Below are 19,176 nucleotides of genomic sequence, written 5' to 3'. Positions count from 1 at the left end.
CCCAACTGCTTCAATCCCGAACCTGGTCCTTGACCCAGTCCAGCATCCCTCCCGGCACGATCAATTCATGCCGCGCCCGTGAACAGGCGGTATACAAACCCGCCAGCATCCGCGCCCGCTCATTGCGGTTCCCGGCCACCTGAGGCGCGACCATCAGCTCTGGCGACACCATCACCCGGGCAAACTCCATGTTCTTCACATCCCGCACCCGGCCCAGGAACAATTTCGGCGCCTTGTCCCAGCGGTAACGGCTCTTGGCCTTGGCGAAGTGCTCCGGTGTATAGCCCTTGCGCAGCATGCTGGCCACCGCGAGAAACGCTTTGTCGTCACCCTTGTCCTGCTCCAACGCCTGCCAGCTGGGATAACGGAACAGCATTGGATGGCGCGCCCGAGTGCCGTAGCGGTACAGCTCGATACAGTCCTCGACGAACAGTTCGAAGTCCTTACGTGCGCTTTTCAGCAAGATGAACGGCACGCCCTGATGCGTCAGGCGCTGGAACCAGCCAAACAGGCCCCATTCGTCGTCGACGATCAGCGCCGTGGGCTGCTGCGGCACTGTCACCGTATCGAAGAAACTGACCCGGGTGTAATGCTCGGCGCTGCCACTGAAGGCCGCCTGAATCGCGGCAGGGTGCGCCTGGATCAGCGGGTTGAGCACGTTGTCCATTGCCGGCCCGGCGCGCAGCGAATGGTCGATGCAGCGCTGGCGGATGAAGCTGCCATGATGCGGGCTGAGGCCGTTGAGGTTCTGCAGTTCGTCACCCAGGGCAATGATCGACTGCGGGCTGCGATCGAGCACGGCAAGCATCGGTGCAGACAGCTCATGGGCCTCATCGACGATGACGTGGGTGTAGCGGCTGTCAATCACATGATCCGTCAGCGACAACAGTTTCACCCGGTGATAGTCACGCACCGGCAGCTGGATGTCCCGCGCCGACGGACGAATCAGCTCCTGCCAGTACAAACGGGCCTTTTCCAGCAGCACCTCTTGATCCAGCGGCGAGGTGCCCGGCCCGGCCCAGGGCAAATGGTGCAACTGCAACTGGGTATCGGCACTGTGGCAGAACGTGCGCACGGCGCGGATGCACAAGGCGACCACATCACGCGCAGCGAGCGGCCCTATGTCGGGGATGGCCAGCCAGCGCACCACCTGCGCGTCCTGCGGGCGCCATGACAGTTTGGTGCGATAAGGGTCACGCAGGCGCCAGCCGTTGCTGGTGAGGTCGCGGTTGAGCAGCTCGTCGGCCAGCTGGCCGAAGGTCAGCGCGGTGTACGCCGAAGCGTCCTTGACCCGCGCCTGCAGGGCGCGCAACTGGCCTTCGGTCAGTGCCAGCAGCAACGTGCGCTGTGGCTCCAGCAGGCGGGCGAACTGGTGAATCAGAAAGGTCTTGCCGGTGCCGGCGAAGCCTTGCACGGCCACCGATTCGTCGACGCCACTTAGGAACTCACGCAGCAGACGGTTCTGCTGGTCGCTGAGCATCAGGTCGCTGGCCAACGACGGCAGGTGCACCGGATGCAGCGGGGTGGCACGCTGGCGGTAGCTGTCGGCGAACTGGAAGTTCCACTGGCCCTCGCCATCGAGCAGCTCGACTGCCTGATACGCCACTTCGGCCGACAGCAGCGCAATGCCATTTTCGCCGAGCATGCCCAGGCCCATGGCGAACGCCTCATGATCGAAATGCTGCGCCACCTGACCTTGGAATCGCCCAGGCGCGACGCCTTCGACTTCGTTGGCGATGCGCACGATTTCGGCAAAACGGCGCTCCTGCGCGTCGGCCGAGGCGGTGGCGGGCTGGCGTGGCAGATTTTGGATAAACAGTACCGCAGCGGCATCAAGCATGCTGGCAGTAGTGAAGAAGTCGCTGTCAGGCGCGTTGGCGAGGCGGTCGGCCTGGTCGCTGGGCAAAGGCAGGTAGAACATCGGCACCTCGGGTGGAAACAGGGCGGCACGATAGCAACTTTCAGTGAGGAATGCTGATTTTAACCCCTGCCCCGCTTCAACGTCTCGCTCGGAAACTCCTTGAACAGTTGCCTGTAACTCTCTGAAAACCTTCCCAAATGCCAAAACGACCAACGCATTGCTACCTCGGCCACCGTCACCCCACCCCCGCGCAAGAGATCACGCCGCGCACCATTGAGCCGGCGTAACCGTAACCAGTGCGCAGGCGGCATGCCGGTGAACGCTTTGAAGGCCTGCTGCAACTGGCGCAATGAAACCCCGGCCACCTCAGCCAACTCCACCAGGTTCAGCGTCTCCTCCGGGCAGTCGGCCGCCCATTCGCTGACCCGCCGCATGATCGCCCGCTCCTCGTCGCGCCGCCCCAAAGCCACGCCCTGCAAGCGCTGGCAGGCGTTGTCGAGTATGAACAAGCAGTCTTCGAGCAGTTGTTCTGCCAGGGCCTGCCCCTGCAGCGGGCAATCGGCCTCGCCCAACCGGGTCAGCGTTGCGCTCAGCCAACTGCCGAACAGTGCATTCTGGCCGCTGCCCAGCGGCACCATGAACAACCCTTCCAGGCGCTGCGGGTCCAGCCCATGGCGGGCCAGGAAGGCCTGGTCGAACACGACCGCCACCTCCTGGTAGTTCTCCGGTGTGATCCAGATATTGCGGCTTTGTTCGTTCAGCAGGTACAGGCTGTTCTCGCTGCGGTCGAAGCAGAACGCCAGCGAACCCGTTGGCGCACGGAAAAACTGCTCCACCCGGGTGTTGAGCCGCTCTTCGTACACCTCCACGCCATCGAGCCCCAGGCAACGCAGCTCACCGCTGAAATGCCCCGGTGACATCTGCCGGTACTGCTGCTGCCACCCAGGGGTGGCGCGCACTTGTTCGGTGACGTCGGTGGTGTGGAAAGCCTGGACCTGCAACGCATTGGCGATTGTCACGCATCTTCCTGTATGCACTCTTTTGGTGCATTCGATACTGGAGAAAGTGGATAGATTGCCCCGGGGGGCTGCGACCAAGATAGTCTCCAGCGCGTCACCTGGGAAGCGCAGCGCCTTCGAAACCGTGTAACGACTTTCGTCAGCGAAGTGGCTCCCACACTAAAACCCAACCAAGAGGTCTGTATGAACGCCCCCTTCGATCAGCTGTCCACCTGGCTGAAAGAACACCGGATCACCGAAGTCGAATGCGTGATCAGCGACCTGACCGGCATTGCCCGCGGCAAGATCGCGCCCACCGCCAAGTTCCTCCACGAGCGCGGCATGCGCCTGCCTGAAAGCGTGCTGTTGCAGACGGTCACCGGCGACTACGTTGACGATGACATCTACTACAACCTGCTCGACGCTGCCGACATCGACATGGTCTGCCGCCCCGACCCGACCGCCGTGTACCAGATCCCGTGGGCCATCGAGCCTACCGCGATCGTGATCCACGACACCTTCGACAAACAAGGCAACCCGATCGAGCTGTCGCCGCGCAACGTATTGAAGAAGGTCCTCAAGCTCTACGCCGACAAGGGCTGGCAGCCGATTGTCGCACCAGAGATGGAGTTCTACCTGACCAAGCGCTGCGAAGACCCGGATTTGCCACTGCAGGTGCCACTGGGGCGTTCCGGTCGTGCCGAAAGCGGCCGCCAGTCGTTCTCGATCGATGCCGCCAACGAATTCGACCCGCTGTTCGAAGACGTCTACGACTGGTGCGAGATCCAGGGCCTGGACCTGGACACGCTGATCCACGAAGACGGCCCGGCGCAAATGGAGATCAACTTCCGCCACGGCGACGCGCTGGACCTGGCGGACCAGATCACCGTGTTCAAGCGCACCATGCGCGAGGCGGCACTCAAGCACAACGTGGCCGCCACGTTCATGGCCAAACCGATCACCGACGAACCGGGCAGTGCCATGCACCTGCACCAGAGCGTGGTCGACATCGCCACCGGCAAACCGGTCTTCGCCAACGAAGACGGCAGCATGAGCCAGCTGTTCCTGCACCACATCGGTGGCCTGCAGAAGTACATCCCCAAACTGCTGCCGATGTTCGCGCCCAACGTCAACTCGTTCCGCCGTTTCCTGCCGGACACTTCGGCGCCGGTCAACGTCGAGTGGGGTGAAGAAAACCGCACCGCCGGCTTGCGCGTGCCCACGTCCAGCCCCGAGGCGATGCGCGTGGAAAACCGCCTGCCAGGCGCCGATGCCAACCCGTACCTGGCCATCGCCGCTAGCCTGCTGTGCGGCTACCTGGGCATGGTGGAGCGGATCGACCCGAGCGCGCCGGTACAGGGCCGCGCCTATGAACGGCGCAACCTGCGCCTGCCGATCACCATCGAGGACGCGCTGCAGCACATGGAAGACTGCGAGACCGTACAGCAGTACCTGGGCAAGCAGTTCGTCCAGGGCTACGTGGCGGTCAAACGGGCCGAGCACGAGAACTACAAGCGTGTGATCAGCTCGTGGGAGCGTGAATTCCTGATGCTGAGCGTCTGATCCACCATGGGGGCTTTGCAGCCCCCTGCACCTAACTCGAAGAACAAGACCAACGAGGTGTCCCCATGCGTCATCTGCAAGCCCTGATCCCCGCCGCATTCACCCTGCTGTTCGCCACCACCACCCACGCCACCCCTTCGGTCAGCGTGTACAACTGGACCGACTACATCGGTGACACCACCCTGGCCGACTTCCAGGCCAGCAGCGGAATCAAGGTGGTCTATGACGTGTTCGACTCCAACGAAACCCTGGAAGGCAAACTGCTGGCCGGGCGCACCGGCTACGACGTGGTGGTGCCGTCCAACCACTTCCTCGCCCGCCAGGCCCAGGCCGGTGCCTTCCTGCCGCTGGACCGCAGCAAGCTGCCGAACTGGCAGCACCTGGACCCCAAGCTGCTCAAGCAGCTTGAACAGAATGACCCCGGCAACCAGTACGCCGTACCCTATCTGTGGGGCACCAATGGCATTGGCTACAACGTCGACAAGGTCAAGGCAGCCCTGGGTGTGGACCATATCGATTCGTGGGCGGTGCTGTTCGAGCCGGAAAACCTGAAAAAGCTCAAGCAGTGTGGCGTGGCATTCATGGACTCGCCCGACGAACTGTTCCCGGCCATCCTCAACTACCTGGGCATGGACCCACGCAGCGAAAAACCGGGCGACTATGCAAAGGCCGAGGCCCGTCTACTCGAACTGCGCCCCTATATCACCTACTTCCATTCCTCCAAGTACGTCTCCGACCTGGCCAACGGTGATGTCTGCGTGGCGTTCGGCTACTCCGGCGACGTGTTCCAGGCCGCCAACCGCGCTGTGGAGGCGAAAAACGGCGTGAAGGTGGCCTACAGCATTCCCAAGGAAGGCAGCAACCTGTGGTTCGACCTGCTGGCCATCCCCAAGGACGCCAACAACCCCGAGCAAGCCCTGGCGTTCATCAACTACCTGCTCGACCCCAAGGTGATTGCCAAGGTCAGCGCCACGGTCGGTTATGCCAACGCCAACCCGGACGCCAACGCCTACATGGATGCATCGCTGGTGAACAATCCCGAAATCTACCCACCCCAGGAGGTGCTGGACAAACTGTACATCTCCAGCACCCCGAGCCCGAAGATCATGCGCGTCATGACCCGTTCCTGGAGCAAGATCAAGTCCAACCGCTGAGTCGAGAACGCCCATGCCTTTGAACAACCAACACACCGCTTCGTACTACGCCGCCACGGCGCGCGACGCGGCACCCTACCCTAGCCTGGACGGCGAATTGACAGCCGACGTGTGCGTGGTGGGCGGCGGGCTGACCGGGGTCAATACGGCCCTGGAGCTGGCCGAGCGCGGCCTCTCGGTGGTGCTGCTGGAAGGCCGGCGCATCGGCTGGGGCGCCAGTGGTCGCAATGGCGGCCAGCTGATTCGCGGTATTGGCCATGATGTCAGCGGCTTTGCCCGGCATGTCGGCCAGGACGGTGTGCGCTACCTCAAGCAGGCCGGCATCGATTCGGTGGAGCTGGTGGCCGACCGTATCGCCCGCTATGGCATTGACTGCGACCTGCGCTGGGGCTTTTGCGAGCTGGCCAACACAGCGGCGCAGTTCGCCGCCTTCAAGGATGAGCAGGACGACCTGGCCGCCCTGGGCTATCGCCATGAAACCCGCCTGGTCGGTGCTGGGCAGCTGAACGAGGTCGTTGCCAGCGACCAGTACGCTGGCGGCCTGGTGGACATGGGCTCGGGCCACCTGCACCCACTTGATCTGGTCCAGGGCGAAGCCCGCGCGGCCCACAGCCTGGGGGTGCGCATCTTCGAACAAAGCCCGGTACTGCGCATCGAGCACGGCCCCAGCGTGACCCTGCACACCGCCCGTGGCAAGGTGCGCACCAGCAGCCTGGTGCTGGGCTGCAACGCCCACCTCGACGAGCTGGAGCCGCGCCTGAGCGGCAAGGTGCTGCCGGCCGGCAGCTATGTAGTGGCCACCGAGCCCTTGCCCGAAGCTTTGGCCAGCAGCCTGATCCCGCAGAACATGGCGCTGTGCGACCAGAAGGTCGGCCTGGACTACTACCGCCTCACCGCCGACCGGCGCCTGCTGTTTGGCGGGGCCTGCCACTATTCCGGGCGTGACCCCAAGGACATTGCCGCGTACATGCGGCCCAAGGTGTTGAAGGTATTCCCGCAACTGGCCAACGTGCGCATCGACTACCAATGGGGTGGCATGATCGGCATCACCGCCAACCGTTTCCCCCAGGTCGGGCGCCTGAACCAGCACCCCAACGTCTATTACGCCCAGGGCTATTCCGGGCACGGGCTGAACGTGACGCACTGGACAGCGAAGCTGCTGGCAGAAAGCATCGCCCTTGGTCACAGCCACGGCCTGGATGTGTTCAGCGCCGTGCCGCACCTCACCTTCCCTGGCGGCAAGGCATTGCGCTCGCCGTTGCTGGCACTGGGCATGCTGTGGTACCGGTTGCGCGAAGCGCTGGGGTGAGTTCGGGGTGGATTTTGCGGCGCCCGGGAGATCGAGCGCCGCGCGGGCGGCGCTCGGTCTTCCAGGCACCAGATGATCCAAGACGAGCACTTGGGATTAAACCCACTGGCCAACTGTCACGCACCTGCTAGCGTTGTTGAGGCCGACCTCTCAAGGATGCCTCTTCATCATGAAATCACTGCCTCGCATTACCCTGTTGTGCGCCGCCCTGCTTGCGGTGGCCGCTTGCTCCAGCAATCGCGTGGACCCCAAGGATTACTCCGGCTTCCTCAAGGATTACAGCCGGCTGCAGGAGGCCAAGAGCCCGTCGGGTGACCCGGTAATGCGCTGGATCGACCCCAAGGTCAACGTCAACCAGTACAGCCAGGTGTTCATCGAGCCCAGCCAGTTCTACCCCAAGCCGCAGCCGACAGCGGTGATCTCGCAGCAGACCTTGCAGGAGATCACCCGCTACTTCAATGAAGCTCTGCGCCGTGAAATGGGTAGCGTAGTGCCCTTGGCCAAGGGGCCAGGCCCCGGGGTGATCGTGGTGCGCCCTGCAATCACCGCGGTGTCTACCAGCAACGAGGGACTCAAGCCGTACGAGGTGATCCCTATCGCGCTGATTTCGGCGGGGGTGAACACCGCCATGGGTGGCCGTGATCAGGAGGTGGATGTCGGCGTGGAAGCAGCATTCCTCGATGGTGCCAGCCAGAAGGTACTGGCCCAGGTGGTACGCAAAGGTACCGGCCAGGAGCTGGAAAACGATACCCAGAAGCTGACCTTGAATGATGTCAAGCCAGTGCTCGATGGCTGGGCCAAGGACATGCGTGCGAGCTTCCTGGCGGCGAAGCAGAAAGCTCGCTGATGCGGTTTTGACCTGGTTGTTCAATGCGGTCGCTTGCAGGAGCACGCCTGCAAGCGACTGCGTTAAAACTCAGCACTCAACAAACGCAACAGCCAAACCGCCGCGCGAGGTTTCCTTGTAATTGGCATGCATATCCGCACCGGTATCACGCATGGTGCGGATGACCCTGTCGAGCGAGATGAAGTGCTCGCCATCTCCCCGCAGCGCCATCTGTACAGCGTTGATCGCTTTGACTGCAGCAATCGCATTGCGCTCGATGCACGGCACCTGCACCAGGCCGCCCACCGGGTCGCAGGTCAGCCCAAGGTTGTGCTCCAGGGCAATCTCGGCCGCATTTTCCAGTTGCGGCGGCGTAGCCCCCAGCACCTGCGCCAGGCCAGCAGCGGCCATCGAGCAGGCTGAGCCGACCTCCCCCTGGCAACCCACTTCGGCACCGGAGATCGATGCATTCTTCTTGCACAAGATGCCGACTGCCGCTGCGCCAAGCAGGAAGTCCACGACATCAGCGTCGCAGGCGTTGGGATTGAACTTCATGTAGTAGTGCAATACCGCCGGGATAATACCGGCGGCACCGTTGGTGGGCGCGGTAACCATACGCCCACCGGCGGCATTCTCTTCATTGACCGCCAGGGCGAACAGGTTGACCCATTCCATGGCGCCAAGGGTCGAGCCAATCACGTTGGGCTTGCCCAGTTCCTGCAGGCTGCGGTGCAGCCGCGCGGCGCGACGCTTGACGTGCAAGCCGCCTGGCAGGATGCCCTCATTGCGCAGACCGTTCGCCACGCACTCACGCATGGCCGCCCAGATGCGCAGTAACCCTTCCCGGACCTCGGCCTCCGGGCGCCAGGCGCATTCGTTGGCCATCATCAGTTGCGCCACGCTCAGGTCATGGCCCTTGCACAAAGCCAGCAATTGGGCGCCACTGTCGAACTCATAGGGTAGTCGCACTGCATTCGTTTCGCCTGCCGGCGCATCGATCTCGGCCTGCTCGACGATGAAACCGCCGCCCACCGAATAATACGTCTGGCACAACAGGCTACCCTGCCCGTCCATGGCCTCCAGGCTCATGGCATTGGGGTGATAAGGCAGGTTCTCGTCGAGCAGCAGCATGTCACGGCCATATTCGAAGGCCAGCGGATGGCTGCCATCGAGCATCAGGCAGTGCTCCTGCAGGGCCTGGCCTATACGCGATTCGATAGTGGCTGGGTCGATGCGGTCTGGCCACTGGCCCATCAGGCCAAGCAGGCACGCACGGTCGGTGGCATGGCCAACCCCGGTCGCCGACAGCGAGCCATACAGCCGCACCTCCACGCGCGTTACCCGCGCCAGCAGCCCCTGCTCGCGCAGGGCCTGGGCAAAGGTAGCGGCCGCCCGCATCGGGCCGACGGTGTGAGAACTGGACGGCCCGATGCCGATTTTGAAAAGGTCGAAAACACTGATAGCCATGCTAATGCCTGACCGTACCCTGATATGCATCCACAGTACGGTTGTCTGAAGAAATTGAGCGATATTGCGATTTTGCGCGATACTGACGCGCTGACTCACGGATGACCAACGAAACTTTCTAAGCAAGGCTTTAGTGGTACTAAACGATGCGACGACAACTCAATGGTCAGATGTTCGTCTGGCTGCATGTATTCGCCTGCGCAGCCCGGCACCTGTCCTTCACCCGCTGCGCCGAAGAACTGCACATCACCCCGGGCGCGGTCAGCCAGCAGATGCGTCAGCTGGAAGAACGCCTGGGCTATCGGCTGTTTCTGCGTCGAGCGCGGGGCGTGGAACTGAGCGCCGAGGGGCAACGCCTCGCCCAGACTGTGGCCGAGGCCTATGGCAGCATCGAGGCCGAGCTGCTGCGGCTGGACGCAGGAGAAATTCGCGGCACGTTGCGCGTCCGTTCAATCCCCTCATTCCTGGCCAAATGGCTCACGCCTCGCTTACCGCGTTTTCAACAGCGTTACCCGGATATCGAACTGCGTCTGGTAGCCGAAGACAGCGCCCAGGCGCTGACCCCGGGTGACTTCGACCTGGCCATCGACCTGAACGATGGCAGTTACCCCGGCATGCTCTCGACGCCACTGCTGGACGAGCAGATCTTCCCGGTGTGCTCACCCATGCTGTTGCGCGGGCGCCCGCCGCTACACGGGCCCGCCGATCTGGCGCACTACCCGCTGCTGCACGACATCACTGCCTGGCGCGGTAGTTCGGAATATGCCGAGTGGGAGTTCTATCTGGAAGGCATTGGCGCCGTCGGGCTGGATGTGCGGCGTGGGCATACCTTCAACCGCAACCACCTGACCATCGAGGCCGCGATTGCCGGCATCGGCGTAGCGATCGCCCGGCGCACGCTACTCAACGACGAACTGGAGCGCGGCGCTTTGATCGTGCCGTTTGGTGTGCCAATCGCCAACCACAAGCGTTATGTGGTGCATTACCCGCCAGGTGGCTTGAACCAGCCAGGCGCGCGGGCAGTGCATGACTGGCTGGTGGAGGAAGCGCGTGTGTTCAGGGAGCTGCATCCGCTGAACAAGGAATAGCCCAACAGGTTCAATAGGCCTGTTTACCTGTGAACGCATTGAGCGTGCGCACCAGGATCACGAAGTCCAGCCACAACGACCAGTTGTTGATGTACTCGATGTCCGAGTCCACCCGCTGGATCATTTGCTCGATGTCTTTGGTCTCCCCTCTGAACCCGCGCACCTGCGCCAGGCCTGTCATGCCGGGCTTGATGTTGTGGCGGGCAAAGTAGTCGACGATATCCTGCGAATACAAGGTGTCGTGCTGCAAGGCATGTGGCCTGGGCCCGACCAGCGACATTTCCCCGGTCAGCACATTGAACAACTGCGGCAGTTCATCCAGGCTGGTACGGCGGATGAACGCGCCAATACGCGTGAGCCGTGGGTCGTTTTTCTGCGCCTGTTTGACCTCGCCATTCTCTGGCTGGTGAACGTGCATGCTGCGAAATTTCCAGATACGGAATGATTCCCCTGTCCAACCGGTGCGCTCCTGGCGGAAGAACACCGGGCCGCGGCTGTCGAGCTTGATAGCCAACGCAACCGCCAACAGCACCGGTGATGCGAACAGCAGAATCAAGGCTGCCAGCACCCGGTCCTCGAGGTTTTTCAAGAACAGACTCATGCCCGTCAGCGGCGTTTCCGACAAGGTCAGCACCGGAATGCCGGCAATTTCCCGCACGCTGTGGTTGATCAGGCGCAACGAGAAGATATCCGGTACCCAGTTGACCGCAATGCACTTGTCGAGCAACTTGAAATACACGTCATTGATGACTTCGGAGCCGCCCAATGGCGTTACCAGGTACACGGTGCGGATTGCATGTTGGGCCACCAGTTCGTCGAGGTCGGCAATGTGCCCCAACACTGGCAGGCGCTGTTTGCCCTCGGCATTCTCGCGCCCCTGCTCATCGGCCTTGTCGATCAGTACACAACCTAGCACCCGCTCGCCAAACCAGGGGTTGTTGCTGATCTTCTGGTACAGGAAATTGGCCAGGTCGCCGGCGCCAATGATCAGGGCATTGTCCAGGCGCGCATGCGCGCTAAAGCGTTTTTGCAGTTCGCGTACGGCAAAATGCAAAAACAACTGGGCGATATAGCCAATGACGAATAGCTGCCCCACCAATAGCCGCGAATAGGTTTCGCTCTGTTTGGTCAGGAAGGCCATGACCACCAGGAAGCAAAAGGTTGCCGACCAGGCTTTGAACAGGCGGAAGGCCTTGATCGAAAGCCCCACGTTGGTGCGATAAATGGCGTAATGATCATAAATCACGGCCAGTGCGCCAATCAGCAACAGCAGCATGATCACGTAATCGGAGGTGATGTAGCCGAACTGGTCGTAGATCAGGTACCAGGCGATACCGGTCACGGCAATGCCATCGAGGCCGGCCTGAATGGCGTTACTGACACTGCTTCTTCTCTGGAGTAAGGAACGACTGCTTCTGGGTTCGAAAACCATTTCAGACCTCATCAATTTGAGCGTAGCAAGTGCCTTCCATCAAACAGCAAGTCTTGAAACCAGCTTATGCAAAGCCAGTGAAGCAGGTTCGCGGGGCCCCCAAGCCATTGATCTCACTGTAGCAGCCACCCGCCGCTGGCGTGCCCGGAATCGCCGCTGCTACGCATTTTGGCCGATTCATACGGTGCGCCTGGCCGAAACCGCCGCCCGCCGGTACAACAACGTGCGCAACAGGAACAGCGGGTTACCCACCACATAACGCAGGAACAGGCGCTTGGGTTCGCGCAACAACCGGTACAGCCACTCGCCACCCAGACGCCGCAACCACTCGGGGGCCCGGCTGACCTTGCCGCCGAGAAAGTCCAGAATCGCCCCGCCGCAGACGATCAGACAGGGCACGCCAATGGCTGCCAATTCTGCCGCTACCGCTTCCTGCTTGGGCATGCCCATGCCCAGTACGATCAGTTCGGGCTGCTGCTCGCGGGCCAGCTGCAGATAGGTTTCAACGTTGGCAAAACCATCGTGAACTGACACCGGCACAATGCCAAACTCGGCTTCACAGCGTTGTACCGCCTGGCCCAGATAAGGTTGCCGTGTGCCCCAGAAAGCGACTTTGCGCCCACGGTATGCAGCCATGAGGCGGGGAATGAAGTCGGTGCCATTCATGTTCAGCCCAGGCTCCAGCCCCAACCGGCGATACAGGATCGCCATGCCAGAACCATCACGCAGCAGCACATCCGCGGCAGTTAGTGCCCCGCAGTAGGCGCCATCGCGCACCACCAGGTTCATCGCATGGGCATTGACGAAGCCCAGCACGGTGGCCGACTCCGGCGTGGCCAGGCGCTCGAGCAGGTGCTGCGCGGCAGCGTCGTCGACGACCACTTCCAGCTTTTCGATAACACGCTTCCAGCGATGTGGCCACTGTGCCATCAGTCGTCATCCCGTTTTGAACGCACCCATTCAACCTGGCGCTTGATCAGGAAACTCAAGTACAAGGGGACCTTTCTGGCCGCGTAGAACGGCGCGTACAACAGTACCGAGAACGGTATCAGCTCACGACAGAAACGCGCCCAGGCCAACACCACGGCCAAGCCCAGCATGGCCAAGGCGGCAAGTGCCAGCCACGCCGGTGCCGCCAGGCCAAACAGCAGGTACGCCAGCCAGGCCAGCAGGTTAAGCCCGAGCAAGGCCAACACCAGCAACGCCAGGGGGGGCACCAGCAAGTCCAGGGTCATGGCCGCCAGGCTGCCGTTGCGCTGAGTAATGGCAGCCAGCGCCCGTTTGGGCGCGTCGGCCAGCATCAAACCCAGATGGCCGTGCTCCCAGCGCGTGCGCTGGCTGTTGAGGCCTTGCTGGCTGAGCGGAAACTGGCTGGTAACCAATGCCTCGGGGCAGAACACAGGGGGCTTGCCCTGCTGGCAAAGGTCCAGGCCAAGCTTCACATCCTCGACCAGGTGACCATTGGCCAGGTTGATCAGGCTCAGGTCATGCCAACCAAACGCCATGCCTGCACCCATCAGCTGGCATGGCAGGCCCAGGCGCGACCAGCCGCGTGGCCGCACCAGGTTCTTGACGCGCCAGGCGAACTCGGCCACCTGCACCTTCAACCCAGCACCTGCCGGGGCACGCATCAGGTACAGCGACTGTACTGGGCGGGCAACTTCGCGGCAGCGGCGCGCCAGGCAGTCGATTGCCCCTTCGCCCACCTGGCAGTCGGCATCCACCACGATGACGACTTCGGGTGGCCGCTGAGCCAGGTGACGCACGCCAAAGTCCAAGGCGTAGCCTTTGCCGCGCAACCGCGTATCGTAGCGCTCGACCACTTGCGCACCAGCCTCTCGCGCGAGCTGGGCAGTGTCGTCCGAGCAGTTGTCCGCCACCACCAGCAAGCGGTCACCGTCCAGCAGTTGCGGGACAATACTGGCCAACGTCGCGCGAATGATCGAAGCCTCATCGTGGGCAGGCACCAACACCGCTACCGACGGGCGCCCGCCAGTGCCCTGGGGCTTAGACCGCGCCGGCAGGCAGGCCAGCAACACCTGCAGCAACAGCACCAACACCGGCACCAGGACGATGATCGCCAGCAGGCCCAGTAACCAACCCAATACACTTATCATGCGTATGCCTTGAAATAGCCGGCCAGCCTGGCCGCCTCGGTGTCGATGTCATGCCGCTGCAAGACTCGCTGGTAGGCCGCTTCGCCCATGTGCTGCAGCACTTCGGCCGGTTGCGCCAGGCAGTCGGCCATGGCTGCCGCCAGCTCGTCCACGGCACCGGCAGGGAATAACCAGCCGTTCTCGCCAGGGCGTACCAGCTCAGGGATACCCGCCACATAGGTAGTCAGCACGGGTCGGCGCAAGGCCATGGCTTCCATGATGACCACGGGCAAGCCCTCGGCGAAGCTGGGTAGCACCAGCGCACGGGCGGCAAGGATTTCTTCGCGCACCTGCGCGCTGCTGATCCAGCCGGTGATGCGCACCTGCGCCTGCAGGCCGTGTCGGGCAATCAACGCCCCGATCTCCTCGCGCATTTCCCCGTCACCTGCCAGCACCAGCTCGAAGTCGATTGATTGGGCCGCGAGGCGGTGCGCCGCCTCAAGCAGCAACAACTGGCCTTTCTGTTCGCAAAGGCGCCCGACACACACCAGGCGTGGTGCGCAAGGCACGTTAACCGGCGCCACATCATGGAAACCACGTTCCAGGCCGCAATGCACCACCTTCACCTTGCCCCAATGCTCGTGGGCCACCCACCGGTACAGTTGGCTGCGCCCGTACGAGCTTACCGCCGCGACAAAGGCGGCACGCCGCACCTTCTCACCCATGTGCAGGAACTGCGGTTTATCGAACTCTTCCGGCCCATGCACGGTGAAGCTGTAAGCCGGCCCGCCCAGGACGTTGGCCAGCATCACCACTTCAGTAGAGTTGGTACCGAAATGTGCATGCACGTGTGTCGCCTCCCCTGCCTGCAACCACTGCAGCACCTGGCAGGCCTCGGCCAGGTAGACCAGATGGTAGGGCCAGGCACGATCGGCCCGTAAACCAAGGCGCATGGCCAGCCACAGCGCCTGGAAAAACCGCCGCGGCTGCGCACGCAGCACTTGCCACGTAGGCCCCAGCAGCCCCTTCAGCCCGCCTTGCAGTACGTAGCAGGTCTTGTCCCGTTCGGTTGCATCCTCGGCATCCTGCACCTGGGCGTCCCACCCGCGCAGCGCTATACGCTGCACATCCATCCCCTGGCGCTCCAGCGCCAGAATTTCGCGACGTATGAAACTGTGGCTGACCTTCGGGTACTGATTGATGAAGTAAGCAATGCGCATACGAATCCAGATCCAAACCCGCTTGATGACGTACCTTCCCTGGCAACCTTCACTTCAGGCTGTCGACCACGGGAGGTCTGTCCACTGCCGATGCACTCACAGCAAATGCATCCCCCTGTTTTCCTTGTAGTCCAAGGTTGTGATTGCTGCTTGGCAATGCTGCCTGCAAGCGGGTAAAAACATCGTCGAGCAACGCCTCGCGGCGGCGGTACATCGCCCTTTTCTTCGCCGGGATGTCGGCTTGCGCCCGTTGCGCCGGGGCCTGCGGCAGGGTGAAAAAGTCCTCACGGTCAGACGCGGTGGCGCCGTGCTCCTGCCAGATCACGTCATAGTTGGCTGCAAGGTCCTGGCCCTTGTCGTTGCCAAAATACGGGTGTCGATGGTGCCGACAGGTATCGTTGACGGCATACAGCCGCGTCACACCCAAGCTCCTGGCCAGGCATTTCAATGCTTCGAGCAGCAGGCTGCGTGGGCGCAGCCCTTCGAAGTCCTTGGTCAGGTCGCGGTAGATGGCCAGCGAAGTTTCACTGTCGATGCCTTTATGGATGCCCTGCACCGCACCGATGAACAGGCTTGGTTCACCTTGGCCATGGCCCAGGGTAAAGGCCAGGGATGCCACGCGCAGGTCGCCTTGGAACAGGTTCAACACCAGCTCGCCTTCGCGCTTGAACCAGATCGGCCGGTCCAGCACCAGGCTGCAGCCCGGCGAATGGCTGGACAGGTCACACAGCCGCAGGCTTTCGTCGCGCCCCAGCAGTAACAACGCCGGAAACTGCCCAGTCACCAGTTCGAAGTGCGTAGCCACCACATCCAAACGCTGTGGGGCCTCCCAACATTGGCTGATGTAAGGCCATTGCACGACACCAATGCAATCCACACCCAGCCGATGCAAACCATCCGGGCCCAGCGCCGAGGTCATGCGCCGCATGAACCCGTTCAGCTCAGGCCACTGCCTGGCGATCTGCCGCGTCAACTTGTACTTGTTGTGCAACGCCCGCAACGAGTAACCCGGTTGCAAGGTGAACACGCTTTTCACGAGGGTGCCGAGCATCATGGGTTTCTCTCACTTGTACTCGATCAAAGCCGATTTACCAGCCGCCAGGCGGTGGCGCAGGAACTTCAGCTGGCCGAGCATTTCCGGGAACTTGCCCAACACCAGAAACACCGCCTGCAGCCAGTTCTCGCGCGCCGACTTGCCACCACGGCGGGCCAGGCGCAGCGCCTGCAGTGGGTAGATCAACAGCAACAGCAGGCCCCAGCCGCCTGACACCAGGCAGGCCAGTACGATCAACACGGGTATGCCCAGCCCCCATATCCAGGCCCGGCGCGACTCGCGCAGCCAGTGCCGTTCGGGTGGCTGGCCATGCAAGTAGGCACCCTCGGCATAGGCATGCCCAGCGCGCAGGCTACGCCGCCACCATTGGCTGAAGCGGGTCATGCCGGCGTCGTGCAGGGTCATTTCGGCGGCCAGGCGCCAGACTTTCCAACCGTAGGCCCGCAAACGCACGCACAGCTCTGGCTCTTCTCCCGCGATCAGGTCAGGGCGAAAGCCCTCAACCGCAGCAAAGGCATCTGCGCGCATCAGCGCATCGCCGCCACAGGCCTTGGCCTCACCGACAGGGGTGTCCCATTCAAGGTCACACAGCAGGTTGTACACCGAGCGCTGAGGGAAGCGCTCACGCCGGCGACCACACACCACCGCCACTGCAGGGTGCTGCTCAAGAAATGCCTGCGCGGTGGCCAACCAACTGGCATCCACCTCGCAGTCGCCATCGACGAACTGCACCAGTTGCATCTGTGGCAACAGCTGCTGCAAGGCGGCGAAGCCTTCGTTGCGAGCACGTGCCGCAGTGAACGGGGTACTCATGTCCAGCGCCAGCACCTCCACCCCCAGGTTGGCGGCCAACTGCAGCGAACCGTCGGTGGAACCCGAGTCGACATACATGACCTTGTCCGCCCCCTGGGCCAACGAACGCAGGCAGCGCTCCAGGCGCTGGCCTTCATTGCGGCCGATCACTACCACACCGATCACAGTCGCCATGGGCCTCACTCGACTGGCGCTGCAGCAGCCGGTTGCCGAGCCTTGATGATGGCCGGTACCCCCACCGCCAAAGAATTGTCAGGCACATCCACCAGCACGACAGCATTGGCGCCGATGATCACGTTGTTGCCAATGCGAATGCTGCCGAGCACTTTGGCACCGGTGCCAATATCGACGTTGTTGCCAAATATCGGGGCAATCGGCTCCTCGACATTCTTCAGGCCCACCACCACGCCGTTGCGGATGCGGCAGTCGTCGCCAAAGCGGGCATAGCCACTGACGACAATGCCGCCAAAATGGTCGATGACGAAGTTGCGCCCGATCACCACTTCGCAAGGCAGTTCGATACCGGTGATGATCTGGACGAATTTGAACAGTACTTTGTAGATCAATGAGCACAGTTTGCGCAGCAGTGCCGGGCGCACGGTATAGCGCCAGCGGCCAAAGCGGTACACCAGCAATACCCAGAAACCCTGGGCGCCCCAATCCCCGCCATGGGCCCGCAGGTCGGCCCGAATATTCTCGAACATGGCTCCACCTACCTTGTCGGTTGGCTGGCGTACCGGGTCTTGTACAACAGTGACCAGGTTGCCCGGCAATGACGCCAGCAGGCCTGTATCGCGCCCCAGCCGCGTCGCTTCAACAGCGCCTTGAGTGCCAGCACCAGGTCGCCCAGGGTGACCAACAGCATGTGCAGGGCAAGCCCCGCTACCCCGTGATGCTTGCGAAAGTACAGCAACTCGCTTTCGATCTGGTAGGACGAGATCTGCCGGCTGGCCGCTTCCAGTTCCGCCACCGACTTGGAGCTTTCGCCACCGATGTGCACCACCGTGGTATGCGGGTAGAACACCACCTTCCAGCCAGCCTCCTTCACCCGTTTGCAGTGGTCCACCTCTTCGTAATAAAGGAAGTAGCGTGGGTCGAACAAACCCACCGTGTCGAGCACTTCGCGGCGTACCAGGTAGAAGCAGCCAGGCAGCCAGTCACACTCGCGCACCGAGGCATGGTCCCAGTTCATTTCGTCGACCATCTTCAAGCCAGGGAAGAAGCGGCCCAGCCCGGTACGCCCGACAAACACATTGAGCGGCGTGGGGAAGTAACGGCAACTGGGCTGCAAATCACCATCGCGCCCCTCCAGACGCACCCCCAACACGCCGCATTCCGGGTGAGCATCCATGTAGTCGAGGGTTTTTTGCAGGGAGTCGGCGGCAACGAAGGCATCGGTATTGAGCAGCAAGGCGTACTTGCCCTTGAGGTGCGCCAGCAGCTGGTTGTTGGCCCGGCCAAAACCCACGTTTTGCTTGTTGCTCAGCAGCAGTGCCTCGGGGCACACCTGGGCCATGCGCTGCACCGAGTCATCGCGCGAGGCATTGTCCACCACCAGGTAACTGGCCAGCCGTTCACTATCGGCCCGGCGCAGCGCATCGAACATCGGCTGCAGCAGCCCGGCAGTATTGAAGTTGACCACCATGACGTCCACGGGTTTGCTACCCATTCTTGCTGTCCCCGAAGAAATACTGGCGCCTCTGCGCCATCAACAACGGTTCAACTTCCGGGTCGTAGGCTCCCTTGCGCTGCTTCACCAGGTCGATCCACGGGTAGGATTCGCAACGTGCCTCGACCCGTTGAATCAACTGCTCGGTCGTGCAGATAAACACGGCCGGGTTACCACCATAGACGGTGCCTGGCGGCACATCCTTGGTCACCACCGCCCCTGCGGCTACGATGGACTCTGGCCCGATGGTCACGCGGGGCATCACGATCGCACCATGGCCGATGAAGCAGTTGTCCTTGATATCGATGAAGCCAACCGAATCGAGGTGCTTGCCGAAGCGGTGCTCGATCAGCAATACCACCCCGTCATGACCGATCAACGTGCAGTCGGACAACCCCACGCTGTTACCGATGCGTACCAGCGAAGGGTCAAGAAACTTGCAGCCTGTGTTGACGAAGAAGTTGCTGCCGACCGAGTGAAAATTACCCCACTTGGCGAGGTAGGCGCCCCACTCAAGCCCGGAAGGGTTGCAGAACCTCCTGTAGAACCTGCCCCCTCGCCCCGTTGCATGGGCATAGTGCGCCACTGCCTTGCGTATCCATCCCTTCATACTGCCTGGCCTCGCG

The 19,176-nt window shown here is 62.2% G+C and carries 17 protein-coding genes; 5 read left to right on the top strand and 12 right to left on the bottom strand.

The window, feature by feature from the left end; translation table 11 throughout:
- Positions 1-10 precede the first annotated feature (10 nt).
- Together APH35_RS14015 and APH35_RS14010 are read right to left on the bottom strand one after the other, a co-directional pair.
- Positions 11-1,921, bottom strand: coding sequence for an AAA family ATPase (locus APH35_RS14015; RefSeq protein WP_060494294.1), 1,911 nt, complete (start codon positions 1,919-1,921; stop codon positions 11-13).
- A gap of 59 nt (positions 1,922-1,980) precedes the next feature.
- On the bottom strand, positions 1,981-2,880 hold the full coding sequence (locus tag APH35_RS14010) for a helix-turn-helix domain-containing protein (RefSeq protein ID WP_012272343.1): 900 nt from the start codon (positions 2,878-2,880) through the stop codon (positions 1,981-1,983).
- A gap of 183 nt (positions 2,881-3,063) precedes the next feature.
- Here APH35_RS14010 and APH35_RS14005 point away from each other — a divergent pair, with 183 nt between their 5' ends.
- The 4 genes from APH35_RS14005 to APH35_RS13990 all read left to right on the top strand — a co-directional run bounded on the left by APH35_RS14005 (position 3,064) and on the right by APH35_RS13990 (position 7,732).
- On the top strand, positions 3,064-4,422 hold the full coding sequence (locus tag APH35_RS14005; RefSeq protein ID WP_012272344.1) for a glutamine synthetase family protein: 1,359 nt from the start codon (positions 3,064-3,066) through the stop codon (positions 4,420-4,422).
- A 65-nt stretch (positions 4,423-4,487) separates the two neighbouring features.
- Positions 4,488-5,576, top strand: coding sequence for a polyamine ABC transporter substrate-binding protein (locus APH35_RS14000; RefSeq protein WP_060514988.1), 1,089 nt, complete (start codon positions 4,488-4,490; stop codon positions 5,574-5,576).
- 13 nt (positions 5,577-5,589) lie between these two features.
- Positions 5,590-6,885 (top strand): NAD(P)/FAD-dependent oxidoreductase, encoded by a 1,296-nt coding sequence (locus APH35_RS13995; RefSeq protein ID WP_060514987.1) that lies wholly within the window; start codon positions 5,590-5,592, stop codon positions 6,883-6,885.
- A gap of 169 nt (positions 6,886-7,054) precedes the next feature.
- A complete protein-coding gene (locus tag APH35_RS13990; RefSeq protein WP_012272347.1) occupies positions 7,055-7,732 on the top strand; it encodes a DUF3313 domain-containing protein in 678 nt (225 codons plus the stop codon).
- Positions 7,733-7,801: 69 nt separating this feature from the next.
- On the opposite strand, the gene APH35_RS13985 is transcribed toward APH35_RS13990, so the two are convergent.
- Positions 7,802-9,178 carry an L-serine ammonia-lyase gene (locus APH35_RS13985; protein ID WP_060514986.1) on the bottom strand — a complete coding sequence of 459 codons (1,377 nt, stop codon included), beginning with the start codon at positions 9,176-9,178 and terminating at the stop codon, positions 7,802-7,804.
- 146 nt (positions 9,179-9,324) lie between these two features.
- Between APH35_RS13985 and APH35_RS13980 the strand changes: the two genes are divergently transcribed.
- Positions 9,325-10,266, top strand: a complete 942-nt coding sequence (locus APH35_RS13980) for a LysR substrate-binding domain-containing protein (RefSeq protein ID WP_012272349.1) — start codon at positions 9,325-9,327, stop codon at positions 10,264-10,266.
- Between the two features lie 10 nt (positions 10,267-10,276).
- Here APH35_RS13980 and APH35_RS13975 read toward each other — a convergent pair whose 3' ends face one another.
- The 9 genes from APH35_RS13975 to APH35_RS13935 form a co-directional block, all read right to left on the bottom strand.
- Complete coding sequence (locus tag APH35_RS13975) at positions 10,277-11,698, bottom strand: undecaprenyl-phosphate glucose phosphotransferase (protein ID WP_060494290.1); 1,422 nt, start codon at positions 11,696-11,698, stop codon at positions 10,277-10,279.
- A 177-nt stretch (positions 11,699-11,875) separates the two neighbouring features.
- Complete coding sequence (locus tag APH35_RS13970) at positions 11,876-12,628, bottom strand: WecB/TagA/CpsF family glycosyltransferase (RefSeq protein WP_060494289.1); 753 nt, start codon at positions 12,626-12,628, stop codon at positions 11,876-11,878.
- Positions 12,628-13,815, bottom strand: coding sequence for a glycosyltransferase family 2 protein (locus tag APH35_RS13965; RefSeq protein ID WP_012272352.1), 1,188 nt, complete (start codon positions 13,813-13,815; stop codon positions 12,628-12,630). Before APH35_RS13965 ends, APH35_RS13970 begins: the two co-directional genes overlap by 1 nt.
- Positions 13,812-15,014, bottom strand: coding sequence for a glycosyltransferase (locus APH35_RS13960; RefSeq protein WP_012272353.1), 1,203 nt, complete (start codon positions 15,012-15,014; stop codon positions 13,812-13,814). Before APH35_RS13960 ends, APH35_RS13965 begins: the two co-directional genes overlap by 4 nt.
- 49 nt (positions 15,015-15,063) lie before the next feature.
- On the bottom strand, positions 15,064-16,068 hold the full coding sequence (locus tag APH35_RS13955) for a VirK/YbjX family protein (RefSeq protein WP_060514985.1): 1,005 nt from the start codon (positions 16,066-16,068) through the stop codon (positions 15,064-15,066).
- A gap of 9 nt (positions 16,069-16,077) precedes the next feature.
- Entirely contained in the window at positions 16,078-17,055 is a 978-nt protein-coding gene (locus APH35_RS13950; RefSeq protein WP_060514984.1) for a glycosyltransferase family 2 protein, read from the bottom strand.
- A 5-nt stretch (positions 17,056-17,060) separates the two neighbouring features.
- Positions 17,061-17,585, bottom strand: a complete 525-nt coding sequence (locus APH35_RS13945; protein ID WP_012272356.1) for a serine O-acetyltransferase — start codon at positions 17,583-17,585, stop codon at positions 17,061-17,063.
- Between the two features lie 8 nt (positions 17,586-17,593).
- Positions 17,594-18,550 carry a glycosyltransferase family 2 protein gene (locus APH35_RS13940; RefSeq protein ID WP_012272357.1) on the bottom strand — a complete coding sequence of 319 codons (957 nt, stop codon included), beginning with the start codon at positions 18,548-18,550 and terminating at the stop codon, positions 17,594-17,596.
- On the bottom strand, positions 18,543-19,160 hold the full coding sequence (locus tag APH35_RS13935) for an acyltransferase (RefSeq protein ID WP_012272358.1): 618 nt from the start codon (positions 19,158-19,160) through the stop codon (positions 18,543-18,545). The genes APH35_RS13940 and APH35_RS13935 overlap by 8 nt, the downstream gene beginning before the upstream one ends.
- Between the last annotated feature and the right edge of the window lie 16 nt (positions 19,161-19,176).

It is taken from the genome of Pseudomonas sp. NBRC 111132, assembly GCF_001320565.1.
Taxonomy (GTDB): Bacteria; Pseudomonadota; Gammaproteobacteria; order Pseudomonadales; family Pseudomonadaceae; genus Aquipseudomonas; species Aquipseudomonas putida_P.
Note: the sequence above shows the minus strand (reverse complement) of the source record. Positions and strands in the feature narration are given on the sequence as shown.